This is a genomic window from uncultured Deefgea sp. (assembly GCF_947072475.1).
In the GTDB taxonomy this organism is placed as follows: domain Bacteria; phylum Pseudomonadota; class Gammaproteobacteria; order Burkholderiales; family Chitinibacteraceae; genus Deefgea.
The window spans coordinates 1-19,551 of sequence record NZ_CAMTIA010000013.1; the positions used below are offsets into that span (position 1 = coordinate 1).

Sequence of the window (19,551 nt, forward strand, 5' to 3'; positions counted from 1 at the left end):
TAAGCCCCAGCTCGACGAGCGCGGCACAGCATCAACACCAAATCTGAACATTACCATTATTTTTACTGACTGCTCGCAAAGGCGGCGTTGTTTTGCCGCTAAAGTCGATGCCAATTGCAGCGTAGATCAAATAATGACGGGCAATGCTGATAAAAGGTGAAGGCATGCGTCATTTCGCATGCCTTCACCGTAGCCCAATGCTTACTCAGCAGGGCGCGGCGGGATGAGAAGGCGCTCAACAATTCGCCCGTGCAATAAATGCTCGTTGACGATTTCATCAATGTCGTCTTTGTCGATATAGGTATACCAAGTCTCTTCAGGATAAATCACGATCACCGGGCCTTCTTCGCAGCGCTCAAGGCAGCCGGCTTTATTAATCCGCACTTGGCCATCGCCATTGAGTTTGAGCGCTTTCACCCGCTCTTTGGCGTAGGCCCAAAGTTGATCTGCGCCGCAGCTATTACACGACTGACGCTCGCCAGGTTCGCGCTGATTCAGGCAAAAAAACACATGGTATTGATAATGGCTCATTCTCAGCTCCTTTTATTGCAATGCCGGTGCTTTGGTGTGCGGCGTGATAAACAATGGCAAACCATCGGTATCGAATACCGCCTGTACGCCGTCAATAAAGACCAAATCGCTCATCCGGCATTCGAGCATTAATTCTTGAATATACTGCGCAATCAGCTCGACATGGTCGGACGGTAAGAGCGGCCAAACATAGCCTTCCCAGCGTTCCGGATCTTCTTTACTGGCAAAGGTAATCCGAATTTCATTGTTTTCATGGGCGGCAACGGTCACCACTGGGCTGCGCCCTTTGCTGCGAATGCTGCGCAGCGCATTGCTGGTCATTACTTGCAGCCGAGTTTCAAGCTGCGTAACGCGGCCGACATCTTGCGCGGCCAGCCAAGGCAGCGGCGTGCGTGGAATCGGAAATAAGGTTACGCCGTCGGTCTGGAGCGCTTCGCCAATCAGATTGGCCAGTGGCATGCCCCAGCTACCGACTTGGCCACCGAGCGTGATGGCGGCGGGAGCGCCGGTGCGTTCAATCACTACGCCGATTAAGTAGCGTAGTAGCACCGCTTCGTCTTTAAATTTGATCGCGCTACCGGCCGAATCAATCGGGAAGTCGCGGGCCACGCTGAGTGTCGCGCGCCATTCAGCCAATTGCGCTGGGCTAATGGCCGCCAAAATATCCGGACCTAGCAATGCACCTGACAACCAAGCATCGGCATCGGCCGCAATCACGCCATGTTCACGCAAAATAGCCAGCGCCGCATCGCCATCGATTTCGCTCGGCAGTGTGGTTTCACCTTTGCAGCCAGCGACCAATACCACCGGAATGGCAAATAAAGTGGCCGATTGTTGCGCGTGTTGGCTAGGGCTTTCTACTTCTTGACGCAGCGCATGCCACAGTGTCATCCATGCGTCTTGCGATGGCGCTTGAGTCAGTGCGCCATTGAGGGCGTAATGATCTTTGGCCATGAGTAATTCGGCCATCAGCTGTTGCAAGCCGAGGCGTTTTTGCGCTACTTGTGCAGCATCGCGCTCAGTCAATAACGACATTAGTTGACGAATAATCGGATTTTGCGGGTTAACGCGAGGGTATAGACGAGGATCAGGCAGGTTCATGGCAGGCGCTAAGTGAAACCAAAACGGCAATTATACCCATCTGATTGCAATCTGTCGGCATCCCGGCGAGCGCGGCGCGGATTGGTGTGGGCAATGGCGAGACGCTGGCGCAGTCAATCGAACGAGTTGGTGTCATCGCTGCCGGATATGCTTGATTTTGCTGACCAATTATCCCACCAAGCTGGTGGATGCCGGTCCCGCTTTGGTGCGCATGTTTGTGGTATCGGCGGCGGCGAAGCTATTTTTTGTGCGACGAGTTTGCGGTTTGCGGCGAATTTACTGCATGATGCGACTTTTTAATTGCTTGGAATGCTCATGCAAACGCGTTTTATCGATCAGGCGGTATTGTCCGAATTGCTGTGTGCTGCCGAGCAAACACCACGGCAGCGCAAAAACTTTAATTTTCACACTGCTGACGGTGCTAGTTGCCATCGCTTACTCAACGCACTGCAACCCAATAGCTATGTGCAACCGCATTGTCATTTGTCAGTAGATAAAGCCGAAACCATGGTAGTGCTGACTGGGCGAATGGGGGTGCTGATTTTTAATGCCGAGGGCGAGGTGATTGCGCAAAAAGTGATTGCGGCGGGGGGCGATTGTCTGGGTATTGATATTGCGCCGGGGGTATTTCATAGTTTGGTCGCATTAGAGCCTACGGTGTTTTTTGAAGCTAAAGCCGGGCCGTATCTTCCGGTGGCGAGCCATGAGCGCGCATCTTGGGCGCCAGCAGAAGGGGCGGCTGGCGCGGTTGAATATCTAGCTTGGATGAGTTCACGATTTGATGTATAGCCAGCTGGCCTATATTTAATATAGTTTACCGCGCTATACCTATTAGTTTTACGCAGATGTTTTGGTCGGCTCGTTGTGTCGTTCTAGATGTGGTGTTGCTGGCTTAAGCTCGGTTAGTCTTCGGTCGCGGTCGCGGTCGCGATTGACATTAACGTTGGCGCGGCACAAAAAAGCCGCGCCATTGGGCGCGGCTGTTGCTGCGGGCTGCTTGCTTATTTCACCCGCATGCCCGGTTTTGCGCCTTCGTGCGGCTCTAAGATATACAGGCCGCCGTCACCGCCAGCAGCCAATACCATGCCCTCAGACAAACCAAACTTCATTTTTCTCGCGGCTAAATTGGCCACCATTACGGTGTGCTTGCCGATCAAATCTTCGGGTTTATACGCCGACTTAATCCCAGCAAAAACATTGCGTGTTTCATTGCCTAAATCGAGCGTCAGTTGCAGGAGTTTTTCCGCGCCAGCAACGTGCTGTGCATCCGCGATGCGCGCAATGCGTAAATCCACCTTCATAAAGTCATCAATGCTGATGGTTTCACTGATGGCGGGGATTTCGTAAGCGGGCGCTGTCGGTACTGGGGTGTCGAGCACTTGCACATTGGCTTCGATCATTGCGGCAATGTTTTTCGGGTCGATTCGCACCATCAAATGGCTGTAGCTGTTGATGCTGTGATCGAGCAATAAATGCTGAGCATCAGACCATTGCAGTGGCGCGATGTTCAAGAACGCTTCAACGTCATTGGCCAGCTTTGGCAATACGGGTGATAGGTAAATCGTCAAAATACGGAAAGCATTGATCAAGAAGCTGCATACCGCATGCAGATTGTCACTTTGCTCTGGGTGCTTGGCCATTTCCCATGGTTTAACGGTGTCGACGTATTGATTGACTTCGTCGGTTAAAGCCATGATTTCACGAATGGCGCGGCTGTATTCTCGGCTTTCAAACAGGCTGGCAATGCTGTCGCTAGCGCCTTGCAGTTTCTTTTGCAGTGCCACAATCGCCGGCATTAGCGCATAGGTTTCCGCTTCAAAGATGCCGCTGTGTAGGCGACCTGCAAAGCGTTTGCTGATAAAGCCGGCGGCGCGGCTGGCGATATTGACGTATTTGCCGATTAGGTCGGAATTGACCCGTGCGGTAAAGTCTTCGAGGTTTAAGTCAATGTCTTCAGCGGTGTTAGAGAGTTTGGCAGCATAGTAATAGCGCAGCCACTCCGGGTTCAGGTGGTCTAAGTACGACTCGGCGGTGATAAAGGTGCCGCGCGATTTGCTCATTTTTGCGCCGTCAACGGTCAAAAATCCGTGGCTATAAATCGCAGTTGGCGTGCGATAGCCCGAGTACTCGAGCATCGCAGGCCAAAATAGCGAGTGGAAATACAAAATGTCTTTGCCAATAAAATGATACAGCTCGGCGTCAGAATCTTTATTCCAGTAGCTATCAAAGTCCAAACCTAAGCGATCGCACAGGTTTTTGTGGCTGGCCATATAGCCCACCGGCGCATCGAGCCAAACGTAAAAATACTTGCCCGGCGCATCGGGGATTTCAAAACCAAAATACGGCGCATCGCGCGAAATATCCCAATCGGTCAGTCCTGATTCAAACCATTCCTGCATTTTATTGGCTGCTTCTTGCTGCAACTTGCCCGGCGTGGTGGTCCAAGTCTTTAAGAAGTCTTCGCATTCGCCCAGCTTAAAAAAGAAATGTTCTGAATCTCGTAGTACCGGTGTTGCGCCTGATACGGCAGAGTATGGGTTTTTAAGCTCGGTCGGCGCATACGTTGCGCTGCATACCTCACAATTATCGCCGTATTGATCTTTAGCGCCGCACTTTGGGCATTCGCCTTTGACAAAGCGATCGGGCAAGAACATTTGTTTTTCGGGGTCAAATAATTGCGAAATGGTTTTTTTGGCAATTTTGTTGTTGGCTTTGAGCTTAGCGTAAATGTCGTAAGCAAAGTCGCGGTTTTCTGGGCTGTTGGTGCTGTAGTAATTGTCAAATGCGACATGAAAACCGCTGAAGTCACGTAAATGTTCACCGTGCACGCGGGCAATCAGCGCCTCGGGTGTAATGCCTTCTTTTTCTGCGCGCAGCATGATGGGTGTGCCGTGCGTGTCGTCCGCACAAACATAATGGCATTGGTGACCGCGAGATTTTTGAAAGCGAACCCAGATGTCGGTTTGGATGTATTCAACCAAGTGACCAAGGTGAATCGCGCCATTGGCGTAAGGTAGGGCAGAGGTAACGAGTATTTTGCGGGTCATGGTCGGCCAAAATATGCAAGAAAATGACCTTGATTATAACGCAGAGTCAGCAATGACGGTTTGACAGAAAAATAGAAAGGCCTCGACTATAGTATTTTCAATACCCATACAAAAACTTGTCAATCAATGTCAACAATAAAGCAAAAAATTCAGCATTTGAATGATTTTCGCTTACTGGCGGTGGTGATCGTTGGTGTGGTGTTGTCGATTTTTGTTTGGCAATTTGCGGCGATTAAGCTTAAACAGCAGACCGATATTCAATTTGAGCGGCAATCTGAGCCCTTGGTCAACGCTTTAAAGTTGCGGGTACAAAGTTTGGCTTTGGGTCTGTATGGCGCGCGCACCGTGCCTTTAATGGCGCACGGGCAATTAAAGCCACAGCATTTTAAGCAGTATGTGGCGCAATTAAATTTAGCCGATGTGTTTCCTGGTGCTTTGGGGGTTGGCTTTATTCGCCGCGTTGAGCCACAAGATGTGGCGGCTTTTGTGCGTGAGCAGCAGCACTACCGGCCTGAATTTCAGTTGCGCGCCAAAGGCCCGAATGCGGGGACAAAATACTTAATTCAATTTATTGAGCCACTCAAAGGCAATGAGGTCGCGGTCGGCTTGGACATTGCTAGTGAGCCGATGCGTAAAGCGGCGGCGGTGAGCGCCATGCATTCAGCAGGGATGGCGATGAGTGCGCCGATTCAACTGGTACAAGATGGCAAAAAGTCGCCAGGATTTTTGATTTTGCTGCCCTATTATTTGCTACCGAATGCGGGGGATGAAAACCCATCGGCCAAACTTCGTGCTGAATCACTCCTCGGCTGGGTGTATGCGCCGGTGCTGATGTCTAAGTTGGTGGCGGGTTTAAATGATTATCAGAAAAAAACCATCGATTTTGAGGTGTACTCGGGCAAAGTGCTCAAGCCGGAGTTTTTATTGTATGACGACGATTCACACTATGTGCTAGGTGCCAGTCATCCCGAGTATCGTAATCTGCGGCGACAAGTCGAGCTAGAACTCGGTGGCCAGACGTGGACGGTGGTGCTGAGCTCAAACGATAGCTTTGCTGCACGCTTAGAGAGCTGGTTACCCTTGGGATTATTGCTATTTGGTCTGTCTATTACCGCGTTGATTGCCGCTACTTTGCTCAATGCCGCTAGGTTAAAAGAGAAGGCGCAGTCATTGGCTGAGGCGATGTCTTTGCATGCGCGCCAGCGTGAAATTCAACTTGATGCGGTGATTGATAGTACGCCCGATGTGATTGTGACCGCCGATCTGCAAGGGACGATTTTGGGGGTGAATCGTTCGGTCACATCGATGTTTGGTTTTGCTGTGGATGAGGTGCTGGGAAAAAACATTAAAATCTTTATGCCGGAAGAATTGGCGCGCAAGCATGACGATTATGTGGCGCAATATCGCTATCAAAATGGCGCTTCGATCATGGGCAAGGGTCGTGAATTGTGGGCCAAGCACTTCGATGGCCATTTAATTCCCATCGAGGTGAATTTGAATCAATTTCATATTGATGAGGCTACTTTTTTGGTGGCGCAAATTCGAGATATCAGTGTGCGTTTAGCGAGTGAGCAAGCATTGCGCGCCAATCAGCGGCAGTTGTCGATGATTGTTGAGGCATCAGGCTTGGGGATTTGGGATTTAGATTTACGTACCGGGGAGTCATTTTTTGGGGGTATGTGGGGCGAGATGTTGGGTTTTGTCACTCAGGAGCTGATACCCAGCGTAGAAACTTGGAGAAGCTTATTACACCCCGATGATTTGCCCTTGGCCGAAGCTTCTTTGACCGCCCATTTGGCTGGGCATTCGGCGATCCATAGCTGTGAATTAAGAATGAAAACCGCGCAAGGTCTGTGGCGGTGGGTGCATGCGATTGGGCGGGTGTATGAGCGTGACGCGCAAGGTGCGCCGATTAAAATCGCCGGGATTCATCTGGATATTGATGCGCGTAAGTACAATGAATTAATGCTCATTGAGCAAGATACCGCGTTAACCCATTTGCAGCAGCAATTACGCAGTGTGGTGAATTCGGCTACCGAAATTTGTATTATCGCGACCGATATTGCCGGAGAAATTCAGCTGTTTAATGTCGGTGCCGAAAAAATGCTCGGTTATTCTGCCGACGCAGTGATTGGCGTTTTAACCCCAGAAGCCTTTCATGATCCCTCTGAGTTGGCGAGCCGCGCGCAATCTATTGCGGCCCAAACTGGCGTGTGTGTGAGTGGGTTTGAAGTGCTGGTGTCTATGGCAAAACAAGGGGGCAGCGACACCCATGAGTGGACGTATATTTGCCAAGATGGCTCACGTCTGACTGTCAATCTAATTGTGACTGCGCGCTACGATGATGCGGGTCAATTGATTGGTTATTTAGGCGTTGCCACCGATGTGACCGAGCAAAAACATATTAATGCTGCTTTAGAGTTGGCGATTGATCAGGCTGTGGCGGCGAGTCAGGCGAAAAGTGATTTCTTGGCCAATATGAGTCATGAAATTCGCACGCCGATGAATGCGGTGATTGGTTTTTCGACCTTGCTCGCCGATACGCCGTTGAATGCGGTGCAACTGGAGTTTGTTGGCGCGATTCAGCAATCAGGCGATGCTTTACTGAGTTTGATTAATGATATTTTAGATTTTTCTAAGATTGAAGCGGGGCATTTACAGCTTGAGCATATTGAATTTGATGTGCGCTATTTGCTAGAAGGGGCATTAGATATTGTGGCGGAGAAAGCCGCCAAGCAGGCGCTTGATTTGGCCTGTATTACCAGCCCGAATGTGCCTTTGCGGCTGATTGGCGACCCAAGTCGTTTGCGGCAGGTGGTGCTTAATTTACTCAATAACGCGATTAAATTTACGGCGCAAGGCGAGGTGGTGGCGCTGCCAGGTTCAAATGATGAGCGCTGTGTATTGCGTTTTAGCGTTAAAGACACCGGCATTGGCATGAGCGAGTCGGCGCAAATATCGTTGTTTAAGCCATTTTGTCAAGCCGATGCATCGACCACGCGCCGCTTTGGCGGTACGGGCTTGGGCTTGTCAATTTGTAAGCGCTTAATCGAAGCCATGGCCGGTGCAGTGGGCGTGGTTAGCGTTTTGGGTGAAGGGTCGGAGTTTTGGTTTGAGGTGACGTTGGCGGTTGCCAAAGTCGAAGCGCCGCCGCCTGAGGTTGAGCTGGCCTTGCAAGGTCTGCGCGTGCTGGTGGTGGATGATTTTGCGGCCAATCGTGAGCTGATTACTTTGCAGTTAACGTCTTTTGGTATGCTGCCGGCGTGTTTTCATTCGCCGCATGAGGCGCTGGCTGTTTTGGCGCAAGCGCCAGCGCATTTTTCATTGGCTTTGGTTGATTTACAGTTGCCTGATCTGGATGGTTTGCAATTGGCGCGGCAAATTCAGGCTATGGTGGGTGAAACGCCATTGCCTTTGGTGTTGCTGACTTCGATGGCGGTGCCTGGGCTTGCCGCAGAAGCCAAAGCGGCTGGGTATTCTGCTTTTTTAACTAAGCCCGTCCGACAAACGCAGTTGCTCCATGTTATTGAAGAGGCCTTGAAAATGCGGCAATTTCCACGTGGAGCGCAGCATCTGGTGACGGCGCATCATTTGGCCGAGCAAATCGCAGCAAGTAAACCGTATTTATTATTGGCTGAAGATAACCCCATCAATCAGAAGGTGGCGGTATTGATGTTGGAAAAATTTGGCTGTCGGGTCGACGTGGTTGAAAACGGCGCATTGGCGGTCGCAGCCGTTGAGCAGCGCCGTTATGATATGGTGTTGATGGATTGCCAAATGCCCGAAATGGATGGTTTTGTGGCCACACAAACGATTCGTGCATTGCCGCCCGAGCAGGCGGGTGTTTATATTGTCGCCTTAACCGCGAATGCATTTCAATCGGATGTCGATCATTGTTATGCAGTGGGGATGGATGATTTTGTCGCCAAGCCGATTCATATGGCCGAGATTTCACTGGCACTACAGCGTGGTTTGGCCAAGTCAGGGCGCTTGGCGCACTTGGCACCGCAGCCACAAGCGTTGGAGGACGAGATGGATGTTGGTATTAGTTTAGAGTTACAGCAAGAGTTGTTAGATATTGATCGCATGTTTGATGAGCTTAAGCAAGCGGTTGGTATGGATATGAAAGAAGAGCTGTTGGCTTTGTTTTTTCCGACTTTGGATGAATGTGTCACCGGTTTAACGCCCGCAATAACCGCCGGCGACGCAGCGCAAGTGATTGGCTTTGCGCATAAGTTGAAAGGCGCTGCGGCGCAATTGGGGGCGGCAAAAATGGCGGTGTATTGCAAGGCCATTGAGCAGGCCGCCAAAAACAATGATTTTGAATCGGCAATGGCGCAATTTGCCTTGGTGCAGTCTTTGGCTGTCGGTTTATCGCAGCAATTGCGCGTTTAAGTGCGGGTGAGATGCGTGTTTTGCTCGACCCACGAAATGATAGGCTCAATGGCCATTAAGTAGGAATGAATCAATATGTTGCCAGATGTTGCGCAATTACCGCACTGGCTGAGTCAGCAGTTAGCAAGCTCGTCACGGGTCAGTGGTTATGACTACCAGCATCACTCTAGGCGAACGGCCGCCGTGTTGATTCCGATTGTGTTGCATCCTGATGGTGCCACTGTGTTGCTCACCGTCAGGGCCGATCATTTATCGCAACACGCTGGACAAGTGAGTTTTCCGGGCGGCGCGACAGAAGTGAGCGACCCAGATCCTGTAGCGACGGCATTGCGTGAAACCGCCGAAGAAATTGGTTTGCCGTGTGATCAGGTGCAGGTGCTCGCTTGTTTGGGGGAGTACCACACCATTAGTGGCTATTGCGTCACACCGGTAGTGGGGATTTTGCAGCCTGGCTTCTCACTTCGGGTTGACCCCAATGAAGTGGCAGACGTTTTTGAGTTGCCCTTGGTCACGTTGCTGAATCGCTCTTTGTATGAAAAGCGTTGGGTGAATCGACAAGGTGTGCGTGGTGCGACACATTTTTTAGAAGTGAATCAGCGGGTGGTTTGGGGGGCTACTGCAGGTATATTGCTCAACTTCGCGCTAGAGTTGATGTTGGAAGGCATACCTAGGGATATGACGCTGGAGTTGGATGACCAATGCCGCTCGTCATCTGGTTTGCGCTAGCTCGCCTGACGGGGTGCGTTTGGGCGTAAGGCGGGCACGGCTTGGGCTGAACATTCGCGTGAGCACTCAAATTAGTTTGCCGCTAATCAGTATTTTTCCAATAAAAATCAGCTTTACTCGCCAAAGTCATTGACGAGTTCACAGTTTTTTCATTAAGGCGTGATACAATCCGCCACTTTCGCAAATAGCCCACAGTCCAAACATGACCCGTGCACTTCGTAACGTCGCCATTATCGCTCACGTCGATCATGGTAAAACCACGCTGGTAGACCAGCTTTTACAACAAGCCGGTACTTTCCGCGCCAACCAAGCTATCGTTGAGCGCGTAATGGATTCCAACGATCTTGAAAAAGAACGTGGTATTACCATTCTGGCTAAAAACACTGCCATCGAATACGAAGGCACGCACATCAACATCGTTGACACCCCAGGTCACGCGGACTTCGGTGGTGAAGTTGAACGTGTATTGGGTATGGTTGACGGTGTATTGCTGCTGGTTGATGCCGTTGAAGGCCCAATGCCACAAACGCGTTTCGTGACCAAAAAAGCCTTGGCTTTGGGTCTGAAACCGATTGTTGTGATCAACAAAATCGACCGTCCGGGCGCACGTCCAGAATGGGTTCACGATCAAATCTTTGATTTGTTCGATAAACTCGGCGCCACTGACGAACAACTCGATTTTAAAATGATTTTCGCTTCAGGTTTGAATGGCTTTGCCAAACTCACTTTGGAAGAAGAGTCTGACAATATGCGTCCTTTATTGGATCTATTGTTGGCGACTGTACCTAGCCCGCCGGGCGATCCTGAAGCGCCGTTGCAATTGCAAATTTCTGCGCTAGATTATTCAACTTACACTGGTCGTCTAGGCGTAGGTAAAGTATTGAATGGTCGTATCAAGCCAGGTCAATCGGTTGTGGTTATGAATCATGGCGACCAAGTTTCGACTGGCCGTATCAATCAAGTTTTGGGCTTTAAAGGCCTCGAGCGCGTACCAGTTGAAGAAGCTGAAGCCGGCGATATCATCATTATTTCTGGTTTGGATGAAATCGGTATCGGTGTGACCATCTGCGATAAAGACGCGCCTGTTGGTTTGCCAGTACTTGGCGTTGATGAACCAACGTTGACGATGGACTTTATGGTGAATACTTCACCACTCGCTGGTACTGAAGGCAAGTTTGTAACTAGCCGTCAAATCCGCGAACGTCTAGTTAAAGAATTGCTGGTTAACGTGGCACTCCGCGTTGAAGATACTGAAAACACAGATATTTTCCGTGTATCAGGTCGTGGCGAATTGCATTTGACGATTTTGCTAGAAACCATGCGCCGTGAAGGATTCGAGTTGGCCGTGGCTAAACCACGCGTGGTGTTTAAAGACATCGACGGCGTGAAATGCGAGCCGTACGAAAATCTGACCATCGACTTGGAAGACGAGCACCAAGGTGGCGTGATGGAAGAAATCGGTCGTCGTCGTGGCGAGTTGACCAATATGGAATCAGATGGCCAAGGCCGTACTCGTTTGGAATATCATGTTCCTGCGCGTGGCTTGATCGGTTTCCAAGGTGACTTCATGACCTTGACTCGCGGTACTGGCTTGATGAGCCACGTATTTGACGATTACGCACCGACTAAAGCTGAAATGCCAGGTCGTCACAACGGTGTGTTGATTTCTCAAGACAATGGCGAAGCAGTGGCTTATGCGCTGTGGAAACTAGAAGATCGCGGTCGTATGTTCGTAGTGCCGGGCGACAAACTATACGAAGGTATGGTCATCGGTATTCACAGTCGTGATAACGATTTGGTTGTTAACCCGATCAAAGGTAAACAACTGACTAACGTGCGTACTTCAGGTACTGACGAAGCAGTTCGTTTGACGACTGCAATCAAAATGACACTTGAGTCTGCGGTTGAGTTTATTGATGATGATGAATTGGTTGAAATTACACCAAAAACCATCCGTATCCGTAAACGCTTCTTGACTGATAACGAACGTCGTCGCAATAAAACTGCTTAATTGCGGGTTTGTTAGGTAAAACGCCAATCTTTTGATTGGCGTTTTTTTGCGTCCGGTGTTTGCTTGGTGGCGGATTTCGACATGGCTGGGTCATGAGTTGATGGGGGCGTAAAAAAACGCCATCCAGAAGAATGGCGTTTTTTTGGGTGTATTGCTATCGGCATTAGCCATCAACGCTGACGGCTAAATACCCGCTATTTTATCGCAGTGTTTCTAGGTATTTATCCGCATCCAATGCCGCTTGGCAGCCGCTGGCGGCAGAAGTGACTGCCTGGCGATAAATATGGTCTTGCACATCGCCTGCTGCAAACACGCCCGGTACGCTGGTGGCGGTTGCGCCGCCGTTACGGCCACCTTGGGTGATGATGTAGCCTGTGTTGTCCATCTCAAGCTGACCCTTGAAAATGTCGGTGTTTGGTTTGTGGCCAATGGCAATAAACACGCCCATCAAGGCCAAATCTTTGGTCGAGCCATCGACGGTCGATTTCAAGCGTGCACCGGTGACGCCTGTTGCGTCGCCCAAAACTTCGTCGAGAGTCTGATTGGTTTCAAGGGTGATTTTGCCCTCGGCAACTTTTTCCATTAGATGGTCGATCAAGATTTTTTCTGAGCGGAAAGTATCTCGGCGGTGAACTAAAGTCACATGCTTGGCGATATTTGATAAGTAAAGTGCTTCTTCAACGGCGGTGTTGCCGCCGCCCACCACGGCCACATCTTGGCCGCGATAGAAGAAGCCGTCGCATGTGGCGCAGGCCGAAACGCCGCGACCAGAGAACGCTTCTTCAGAAGGCAGGCCTAAGTATTGCGCCGATGCACCGGTGGCAATAATCAGTGCGTCGCAAGTGTATTCGCCTGAGTCGCCCACCAAACGGAGGGGTTTTTCAGTTAAGTGCGTCGTGTGGATGTGATCAAACAGCATTTCGGTGCCAAAACGTTCAGCGTGCTTTTGAAAGCGCGTCATCAATTCTGGGCCTTGTACGCCGTCAAAATCGGCGGGCCAGTTGTCGACTTCCGTGGTGGTCATGAGTTGACCGCCTTGCGCCATACCCGTAATTAATACAGGTTTTAAATTGGCGCGTGCGGCATAGACGGCGGCAGTGTAGCCTGCAGGGCCTGAGCCCAAAATGAGTAAACGGTGGTGTTGGCTTGCCATGTCGATTCCTTGCTGTTGGTCTAAATAATGCGGCTCAATGGGCTTGAGTGTAATGGTTTTTTAAGAAAGCTTCTAATCTAGCTTTTAAATCGGTGTCATAGTGTAAGACTTGTTTTTAATGTTGGGGGCGATGCTGGGTAATATCAAGTGTTGCTGTCGCTAAGGTTAATGGCTGGGTCAGAGGATAAAATTGTTTACAATTGCGATTCAATGTTTTGATGCGGTATGGATCATGCAAAAAAGGAAGGCACGTTGCTGATCATCTTGAGGCGTTTTTTAGGTCATTTTCGAGCTTTGGCGCGCCCGCCTGTGAGGCGGGTGTTGTTAAAACAAATTTATTTCACCGCCAATGAGGCGGTCTGGTTGGTGGCGATTACTGGTTTTGCTTTGGGTGCGACGGTCGTGGTGCAGTTGCATGAAGAGTATGGGCAAAGTCGCGATGCGGCGTTGCGGCTTTTAGGGTCTTTGAGCTTTGTTGAGTTATCGCCCTTATTGGCGTGCTTGATGATGGTGGCGCGCTCGGCGTCAGCGATGGCCATTGAGTTGGCTTCGATGCGGATTTCGGGTGAGGTTGCCGCATTGCGGCGCATGGGGATTTCCATTGAGTCTTATTTATTGCTACCGCGTGTGCTGGGTATGACCGTGGCGGCGGTGGTTTTGGCAGGGGTGATGGCGCTCACGTCGGTGTTGGGTGGCGTATTATTTGCCACCGGTTGGGATGCCAGTTATCAAATTTTTGCTTTGGAGCGCATGCTGCGCTGGCATGAAGTGTTGATTTGCTTATTTAAAGCCGCGAGCTTTGGTTTGGTGGCCGGCGTGGTGTCGATTTATGCTGGGTTTTCGGTGCCGCTGCAGGTGTCTGAAATTCCCAAAGCCGCATCGCGGGCGGTGTTGCGAGGGTTGCTAGCGCTGTTTGTGTTGGATTTTTGTTGGGCACTGGTGTTATGACGCAAAGTGTTTTGAATGTTGATTTAAGCCTCGCATCCGGGCAGTTTTGGCTGAAGTTGGCTGAGCGTGACGATTTTTCCTGGTGGATTGATCGTATCTCAGCGGATTTAAATCGTTCGGCTTTGAGTGCGTGTGGGGTTTTGGAGGCGAGGCCGGTTTTAATTAGTAATTTGCGAGTGTGGGAAAACATCGTTTTGCCGTGTTGGTATCATGGTGCCGGCGATTTGTCGGGTGCCGAGTTGGCGTTGCAGGCTATTTTACAGCGGGCGGGTTTAGATGTTGCCACGCAGTCGGCGATGCTGGCGATGCTGCCTGATCGATTGGATCTCATGCAGCGCAGACTGGTGGCTTTGCTGCGTTTGGCTTTGCAGGGTGCGCCAATTTGGCTGGTTGAGCAAGAATGGTGGGCGTGGTGGCATGATCCGCATTGTGCTGACTGGCCTTTGGTGAAGATCTTTTTGCAGCTGCCTTTGCCTCAGGTGCTGCTGGTGATCTCAACACAGAGCGCGCCTGCGGGGTTTGAGTGCGTTACCTTGGTAAAGAGTCGGGATAATGAAGAATAAAGTTCAGTTGTTAAAGGATTGCGATCCGCGGTTTCGTTGGCTAACTTGGCGGGTGTTGTTGTTGGCAACTTGGGTTTTTGTGGCTTTTGCCGTGCTGTTGATGGTTTTGGGGCAGCGGCAAGGCTTTTTTAGTAGCAAGGAAAAAGTGCATTTTGTGGCCGAAAATGGCAGTGGATTGACGCCGGGTATGCAGGTGCGATTGTCTGGGTTTCGTATTGGGGTGACTGATAAGGTGAGCTTGAATGAGCAGGCAAAGGTGGATGTTACTTTATTGATTGAGCAGCAATATATGCAATGGGTGAAGGCCGATTCAATCGCTATTTTGCAGCAAGAGGGTTTGATTGGGGATCACTACATCGAAATTGCTGGTGGTTCAGTAGCGGCACCTCGTTTGGTTGAGGGTGGCGTATTGGTGTTTGCGCCGGCGCTGGGTATTGCTGATATTGCGCAAAATTTAAGCAATCGGACTTTGCCGATGATTGACTCGATGCAGCAAACATTTGATTACCTGAATGACCCTAAGGGGGATATTCGTTTGGCGCTGGCCAATGTGCGGCAGCTGAGTGTTGAAATGCGTGAAACGCGTCAACGGCTCGATCAATTATTAACTCGAGTTGATGGCGTGGTGGATGTTGAAGCACGCAATACCTTAAACAGTGCGGATCGCTTGTTGACGCGGGTGGATGGGGTGGCTGCAGAGTTAAATACGAAATTGTCGCCCGTGCTGATCGGGGCGGCGTCGATTGTGGTGAGTGTTGATGCTGCGGCCAAAGATGCGAGTGCGACGGCCGCTGTAGTGCGTCAGGCGGTTGAGCTGTCTGCGCCCAGTTTGCCTAGCTTGGTGCGTCATTCCGATGAGTTGCTGTATGGTGGTCGGCAAACTTTGGATGCGGTGAATCAAAGTTGGCCAATCAATACCATGCTAGCGCCTTTGCCACTGCAGGCGCCTGTACCGGAGAGTCGGCGATGAATCGAGTTTGGGTGTTTTTGTTTTGCGCGGTGCTCACGGCTTGCGGTACGGCGCCGGTGGTGACTTCACCTGCACGTATCTTTGCCGAGCGCTCGCACCGTATGGCGTTGCAGGCAATACAGGATGGACGTATTGAAAGTGCTGAGGGTGAATGGCAGCAGGCGCTGCGTGGATATCAGGCCATAGATGATTGGCGTGGGCAGGGTATGGCCAGATTGGGTTTGGCGCAAGCAAGTCAACGTTTGGGGCGTGGTGTTCAGGCTGAGCAAGCTTTGATGCCGATGCTCCAAGAGGGCGAATTTTTGCCCGATCAGCAAGCGCAGGCTGCTTTGCAGTTGGCGCAACTGGCTGTGCGGCAAGATTTACCCCGTGCCGAGCAGTTATTGGCTCAGGCGCGTTTAAATTGTGCTGCGCCGTGTTTTCTAGTGGTGCAGATGGATAATTTAGCGGCACAGCTTGCACTTGCGCGAGGTGATGCGTCTGCTGCGGCGCAGTTTGCGGCGCAGGCGCTCGATGGGGCAAAAGAACTTCCGGCTGAGCGCGCCTTTTCGCGGCGTTTATTGGCGGAGGTGGCCTTGCAGCAAGGGCGCTGGCACGATGCTGAGAGCCAGTTGATGCAGGCGATTGATTCAGATCGCAACAGTGCCGAGCCTATCTGGTTGCTGGATGATTACCGATTGCTATTACGGATCGCCAAGGAAAAAGGCGATATTGCGTTGCAAAAGAAGGCGCAGGCGCATTTGGGGTCTTTGTGCGCAGCGATTGAATGTTCGCCTTGAGTAAAAACTGGATTTCCTATACAATATTTGGCTTGCTATGTTTGTGTTGGTTTAAAATTTCGACATAAGCACAGCTAAAATCCCGTTCGCCCTGTCAAGGGTGCGCTTCAAATGGTTTGAAGCGTCCCGTGCGAATGGAAGACCTAACCCTAAGACACATTGGAGAATTAAATGTCTGTAAGTATGCGCGATATGCTCGAAGCTGGTGTTCACTTTGGCCACCAAACCCGTTACTGGAACCCGAAAATGGGTAAGTACATCTTCGGTGCACGCAACAAGATTCACATTATCAACTTAGAAAAAACATTACCATTGTTTGAAGACGCGATGAAATACATCCGTCAATTGTCTGCAAACAAAGGCAATGTAATGTTTGTTGGTACAAAACGCGCGGCCCGCGAAATCATCGCTGAAGAAGCAGCTCGTGCAGGCGCTCCTTTCGTTGATCACCGCTGGTTGGGTGGTATGTTGACTAACTTTAAAACAGTTAAGCAATCAATCAAACGCCTGACTGAAATGAAAGCGGTTCTGGAAAATGCTGAAGGCAGTGGCTACGGCAAGAAAGAATTGTTGATGATGAAACGTGATGTTGAAAAACTAGAGCGCTCATTAGGTGGTATTAAAGAGATGGGCGGTTTGCCTGATGCGATTTTCGTTATCGATACTGGCTATCAAAAAGGCGCGATCGTTGAAGCCATTAAATTGGGTATCCCAGTGATTGGCGTTGTTGATACCAACAACAGCCCAGAAGGTATTGACTTCGTAATCCCTGGTAACGATGATTCTTCACGTGCTATTCGTTTGTACGCTCGTGCTGCTGCTGATGCAGTACTTGAAGGTCGTAACCAAGCAACACAAGCGTTGGCTGCTGCGGTTGCCGAAGCTGCTGCTGAGTAAGTCGCTCATCGCTGAAACCAAGAAAAAGGGGCGTCTGCCCCTTTTTTGTAATGTTTACCGAATAAACTGAAATCCCTATTCAGGAGAATACATAATGTCTATTACTGCAAAAATGGTTGCTGAGCTACGTGAATTAACCGGCCTTGGCATGATGGAATGCAAGAAAGCTTTGGTTGAAGTTGAGGGCGACATCAAAAAAGCAGAAGAACTATTGCGTATTAAGTCAGGCAATAAAGCATCAAAAATGGCTGGTCGTACTGCTGCTGAAGGTGTTATTACCTCGTTTATCTCTGCCGACAAAAAAGTAGGCGCGGTGGTTGAAGTTAACTGCGAAACAGACTTTGTTGCGAAAGATGATGGTTTTGTTGCTTTTGCTAAAGGCATTGCTCAAGCTGCCGCAGAATCTAATGCCGCTGATGTTGAAGCTTTGTCTGCCGTTCAATTGGCGACAGGCGAAACCGTTGAAGAAGCACGTAAAGCATTGATCGCTAAACTAGGCGAAAACATGACTGTACGTCGTTTTGCGCGCTACGAAACTGAAGGTGAGTTGTCAACGTACTTGCACGGCGCAAAAATCGGTGTGTTGGTCAATTTGATCGGCGGCGACGAAGCTTTGGGTAAAGACATCGCGATGCATATCGCTGCGGCAAAACCTAAAGCGTTGGATGCCAGCGGTGTTGATCCTGAGTTGATCGAAACTGAGCGCCGTGTTGCGATCGAACGCGCTAAAGCGGACAACAAGCCAGAAGAAATGCTCACTAAGATTGCTGACGGTACTGTGAACAAGTTCTTGAAAGACATTACTTTAGTCAACCAAGTGTTTATTAAAGCCGATGATGGCAAACAAACTATTGAGCAATTGCTGAAATCTAAATCAGCCACAGTAGCTGGTTTCACCATGTTTGTTGTTGGTGAAGGCATTGAGAAAAAAGTGGTAGATTACGCTGCTGAAGTTGCAGCAGCTGCACAGCTTTAAGTCTAGTCTTAGGCTTTGAAATGACGCCGCACGGTGACGTGCGGCGTTTGTACGACCACGACCACGCACTGTAAAAGGATAAATACATGAGTCAAACCACAAAATACAAACGCATTTTGTTGAAGCTCTCCGGTGAAGCCTTAATGGGGGATGATAGCTACGGCATTAACCGAGCTACGATCGACCGGATTGTGCAGGAAGTGAAAAGCGTTGTTGATTTGGGCGTTCAAGTCGCTATCGTCATCGGTGGTGGCAATATTTTTCGCGGCGTTGCGCCTGCAGCGTCGGGCATGGATCGCGCTACTGCTGATTACATGGGGATGCTGGCCACCGTCATGAATGCATTGGCATTGCAAGATGCGATGAAGCGTGCAGGCATTATTTCACGTGTTCAATCTGCGCTGACCATCGCTCAGGTTGCCGAGCCGTATGTTCGCGGTAAGGCCATTCAATATCTAGAAGAAAATAAAGTTGTTATTTTTGGTGCCGGTACGGGTAATCCATTTTTTACCACCGACACTGCAGCTGCGCTGCGTGGCATGGAAATGGGCGCTGATATCGTCATCAAGGCGACCAAAGTGGATGGCGTTTATACCGATGATCCTAAAAAGAATCCGGATGCCATTCGTTATCAAACTGTGACGTTTGATGAAGTCATTGGTCGTAATTTGAAGGTCATGGATGCGACGGCATTTGCTTTGTGCCGCGATCAGAAAATGAATATTTGCGTATTAAGCATCTTTAAAGCCGGCGCATTAAAGCGTATGGTGCTTGGGGAAGATGAGGGTACGCTGGTACACTGCTAAGCGTATTGATTCGCAGGGCGACGGGCGGAGCGATGTTCCGCCTGTTTTTTATTGCAGCAAGAGGTAAATGATGATTGCAGATCTAAAGAAAACCACCGAAGCCAAAATGCAAAAAACGGCTGAAAAACTACGCACGGACTTGGCTAAGGTTCGTACTGGGCGTGCTCATACGGGCTTGCTAGATCATGTACAGGTGGATTACTGGGGCAGTATGGTACCAGTGAGTCAGGTTGCGAATGTGACGCTGATTGATTCACGTACGATTGGTGTGCAGCCGTGGGAAAAACCGATGGTGGCTAAGGTTGAAAAGGCCATTCGTGATTGTGATTTGGGCTTAAACCCCGCCTCGCAAGGTGATTTGATTCGCGTGCCGATGCCGATGCTGACTGAAGAGCGTCGTAAAGATTTAATTAAAGTGGTGCGCAATGAAACCGAAGAAGCACGGGTTGCACTGCGTAATGTACGCCGCGATGCCAATGATCAAATGAAGCGCGCGCTCAAGGATAAAGACATTTCTGAAGATGACGAGCGTCGCGGTCAGGATGACGTGCAAAAACTGACTGACAAATATATTGCAGAGCTCGATAAGCAGCTTGCAGATAAAGAAAAAGAACTTTTGACGGTATAAAAGTCGATTTGATTAGGCGG

Annotated in this window: 16 protein-coding genes; 12 read left to right on the forward strand and 4 right to left on the reverse strand. The window is 50.1% G+C overall.

Annotated features, from left to right (window positions below):
* Positions 1–201 precede the first annotated feature (201 nt).
* Together Q0V82_RS06415 and Q0V82_RS06420 are read right to left on the reverse strand one after the other, a co-directional pair.
* Positions 202–531 carry a ferredoxin gene (locus Q0V82_RS06415; RefSeq protein WP_297573801.1) on the reverse strand — a complete coding sequence of 110 codons (330 nt, stop codon included), beginning with the start codon at positions 529–531 and terminating at the stop codon, positions 202–204.
* Positions 532–543: 12 nt separating this feature from the next.
* On the reverse strand, positions 544–1,632 hold the full coding sequence (locus Q0V82_RS06420) for a hypothetical protein (RefSeq protein ID WP_297573803.1): 1,089 nt from the start codon (positions 1,630–1,632) through the stop codon (positions 544–546).
* A 315-nt stretch (positions 1,633–1,947) separates the two neighbouring features.
* Between Q0V82_RS06420 and Q0V82_RS06425 the strand changes: the two genes are divergently transcribed.
* Positions 1,948–2,421 carry a WbuC family cupin fold metalloprotein gene (locus tag Q0V82_RS06425; RefSeq protein ID WP_297573804.1) on the forward strand — a complete coding sequence of 158 codons (474 nt, stop codon included), beginning with the start codon at positions 1,948–1,950 and terminating at the stop codon, positions 2,419–2,421.
* Between the two features lie 212 nt (positions 2,422–2,633).
* Here the strand turns inward: Q0V82_RS06425 and metG are convergent, their stop codons facing one another.
* Positions 2,634–4,679 carry a methionine--tRNA ligase gene (gene metG, locus Q0V82_RS06430; RefSeq protein ID WP_297573805.1) on the reverse strand — a complete coding sequence of 682 codons (2,046 nt, stop codon included), beginning with the start codon at positions 4,677–4,679 and terminating at the stop codon, positions 2,634–2,636.
* A 126-nt stretch (positions 4,680–4,805) separates the two neighbouring features.
* On the opposite strand from metG, the gene Q0V82_RS06435 reads away from it, so the two are divergent.
* The 3 genes from Q0V82_RS06435 (at position 4,806) to typA (ending at position 11,811) form a co-directional block, all read left to right on the forward strand.
* Complete coding sequence (locus Q0V82_RS06435) at positions 4,806–9,074, forward strand: PAS domain S-box protein (protein WP_297573806.1); 4,269 nt, start codon at positions 4,806–4,808, stop codon at positions 9,072–9,074.
* Positions 9,075–9,149: 75 nt separating this feature from the next.
* Positions 9,150–9,800 carry a CoA pyrophosphatase gene (locus Q0V82_RS06440; protein WP_297573807.1) on the forward strand — a complete coding sequence of 217 codons (651 nt, stop codon included), beginning with the start codon at positions 9,150–9,152 and terminating at the stop codon, positions 9,798–9,800.
* 202 nt (positions 9,801–10,002) lie between these two features.
* Entirely contained in the window at positions 10,003–11,811 is a 1,809-nt protein-coding gene (typA, locus tag Q0V82_RS06445; protein WP_297573809.1) for a translational GTPase TypA, read from the forward strand.
* A gap of 199 nt (positions 11,812–12,010) precedes the next feature.
* Here the strand turns inward: typA and trxB are convergent, their stop codons facing one another.
* Positions 12,011–12,964 carry a thioredoxin-disulfide reductase gene (gene trxB, locus Q0V82_RS06450; RefSeq protein ID WP_297573811.1) on the reverse strand — a complete coding sequence of 318 codons (954 nt, stop codon included), beginning with the start codon at positions 12,962–12,964 and terminating at the stop codon, positions 12,011–12,013.
* Between the two features lie 321 nt (positions 12,965–13,285).
* Here trxB and Q0V82_RS06455 point away from each other — a divergent pair, with 321 nt between their 5' ends.
* From Q0V82_RS06455 to frr, 8 genes are all read left to right on the forward strand, one after another.
* Positions 13,286–13,912 (forward strand): ABC transporter permease, encoded by a 627-nt coding sequence (locus tag Q0V82_RS06455; protein ID WP_297573813.1) that lies wholly within the window; start codon positions 13,286–13,288, stop codon positions 13,910–13,912.
* Entirely contained in the window at positions 13,909–14,475 is a 567-nt protein-coding gene (locus Q0V82_RS06460; RefSeq protein ID WP_297573814.1) for a hypothetical protein, read from the forward strand. Before Q0V82_RS06455 ends, Q0V82_RS06460 begins: the two co-directional genes overlap by 4 nt.
* Positions 14,465–15,445 carry an MlaD family protein gene (locus Q0V82_RS06465; RefSeq protein WP_297573816.1) on the forward strand — a complete coding sequence of 327 codons (981 nt, stop codon included), beginning with the start codon at positions 14,465–14,467 and terminating at the stop codon, positions 15,443–15,445. Before Q0V82_RS06460 ends, Q0V82_RS06465 begins: the two co-directional genes overlap by 11 nt.
* Positions 15,442–16,224: a hypothetical protein gene (locus tag Q0V82_RS06470; protein WP_297573818.1), complete on the forward strand. Its 783-nt coding sequence runs from the start codon at positions 15,442–15,444 to the stop codon at positions 16,222–16,224. The genes Q0V82_RS06465 and Q0V82_RS06470 overlap by 4 nt, the downstream gene beginning before the upstream one ends.
* Before the next feature lie 171 nt (positions 16,225–16,395).
* On the forward strand, positions 16,396–17,121 hold the full coding sequence (rpsB, locus tag Q0V82_RS06475; protein WP_226762652.1) for a 30S ribosomal protein S2: 726 nt from the start codon (positions 16,396–16,398) through the stop codon (positions 17,119–17,121).
* A 91-nt stretch (positions 17,122–17,212) separates the two neighbouring features.
* Positions 17,213–18,097: a translation elongation factor Ts gene (gene tsf, locus Q0V82_RS06480; protein ID WP_297573932.1), complete on the forward strand. Its 885-nt coding sequence runs from the start codon at positions 17,213–17,215 to the stop codon at positions 18,095–18,097.
* A gap of 86 nt (positions 18,098–18,183) precedes the next feature.
* Positions 18,184–18,903, forward strand: a complete 720-nt coding sequence (gene pyrH, locus Q0V82_RS06485) for a UMP kinase (protein WP_297573821.1) — start codon at positions 18,184–18,186, stop codon at positions 18,901–18,903.
* A gap of 70 nt (positions 18,904–18,973) precedes the next feature.
* On the forward strand, positions 18,974–19,531 hold the full coding sequence (gene frr, locus Q0V82_RS06490; protein ID WP_297573935.1) for a ribosome recycling factor: 558 nt from the start codon (positions 18,974–18,976) through the stop codon (positions 19,529–19,531).
* The last annotated feature ends 20 nt before the right edge of the window (positions 19,532–19,551 follow it).

Excerpts from the sequence above, each read along its gene's own strand:
- Q0V82_RS06415 (WP_297573801.1), bottom strand. The coding sequence starts at position 531 with ATGAGCCATTATCAATACCATGTGTTTTTTTGCCTGAATCAGCGCGAA.
- Q0V82_RS06460 (WP_297573814.1), top strand. The coding sequence starts at position 13,909 with ATGACGCAAAGTGTTTTGAATGTTGATTTAAGCCTCGCATCCGGGCAG.
- Q0V82_RS06425 (WP_297573804.1), top strand. The coding sequence starts at position 1,948 with ATGCAAACGCGTTTTATCGATCAGGCGGTATTGTCCGAATTGCTGTGT.
- Q0V82_RS06440 (WP_297573807.1), top strand. The coding sequence starts at position 9,150 with ATGTTGCCAGATGTTGCGCAATTACCGCACTGGCTGAGTCAGCAGTTA.
- Q0V82_RS06470 (WP_297573818.1), top strand. The coding sequence starts at position 15,442 with ATGAATCGAGTTTGGGTGTTTTTGTTTTGCGCGGTGCTCACGGCTTGC.
- Q0V82_RS06435 (WP_297573806.1), top strand. The coding sequence starts at position 4,806 with ATGTCAACAATAAAGCAAAAAATTCAGCATTTGAATGATTTTCGCTTA.
- frr (WP_297573935.1), top strand. The coding sequence starts at position 18,974 with ATGATTGCAGATCTAAAGAAAACCACCGAAGCCAAAATGCAAAAAACG.
- Q0V82_RS06465 (WP_297573816.1), top strand. The coding sequence starts at position 14,465 with ATGAAGAATAAAGTTCAGTTGTTAAAGGATTGCGATCCGCGGTTTCGT.
- rpsB (WP_226762652.1), top strand. The coding sequence starts at position 16,396 with ATGTCTGTAAGTATGCGCGATATGCTCGAAGCTGGTGTTCACTTTGGC.
- metG (WP_297573805.1), bottom strand. The coding sequence starts at position 4,679 with ATGACCCGCAAAATACTCGTTACCTCTGCCCTACCTTACGCCAATGGC.
- Q0V82_RS06420 (WP_297573803.1), bottom strand. The coding sequence starts at position 1,632 with ATGAACCTGCCTGATCCTCGTCTATACCCTCGCGTTAACCCGCAAAAT.
- typA (WP_297573809.1), top strand. The coding sequence starts at position 10,003 with ATGACCCGTGCACTTCGTAACGTCGCCATTATCGCTCACGTCGATCAT.
- trxB (WP_297573811.1), bottom strand. The coding sequence starts at position 12,964 with ATGGCAAGCCAACACCACCGTTTACTCATTTTGGGCTCAGGCCCTGCA.
- pyrH (WP_297573821.1), top strand. The coding sequence starts at position 18,184 with ATGAGTCAAACCACAAAATACAAACGCATTTTGTTGAAGCTCTCCGGT.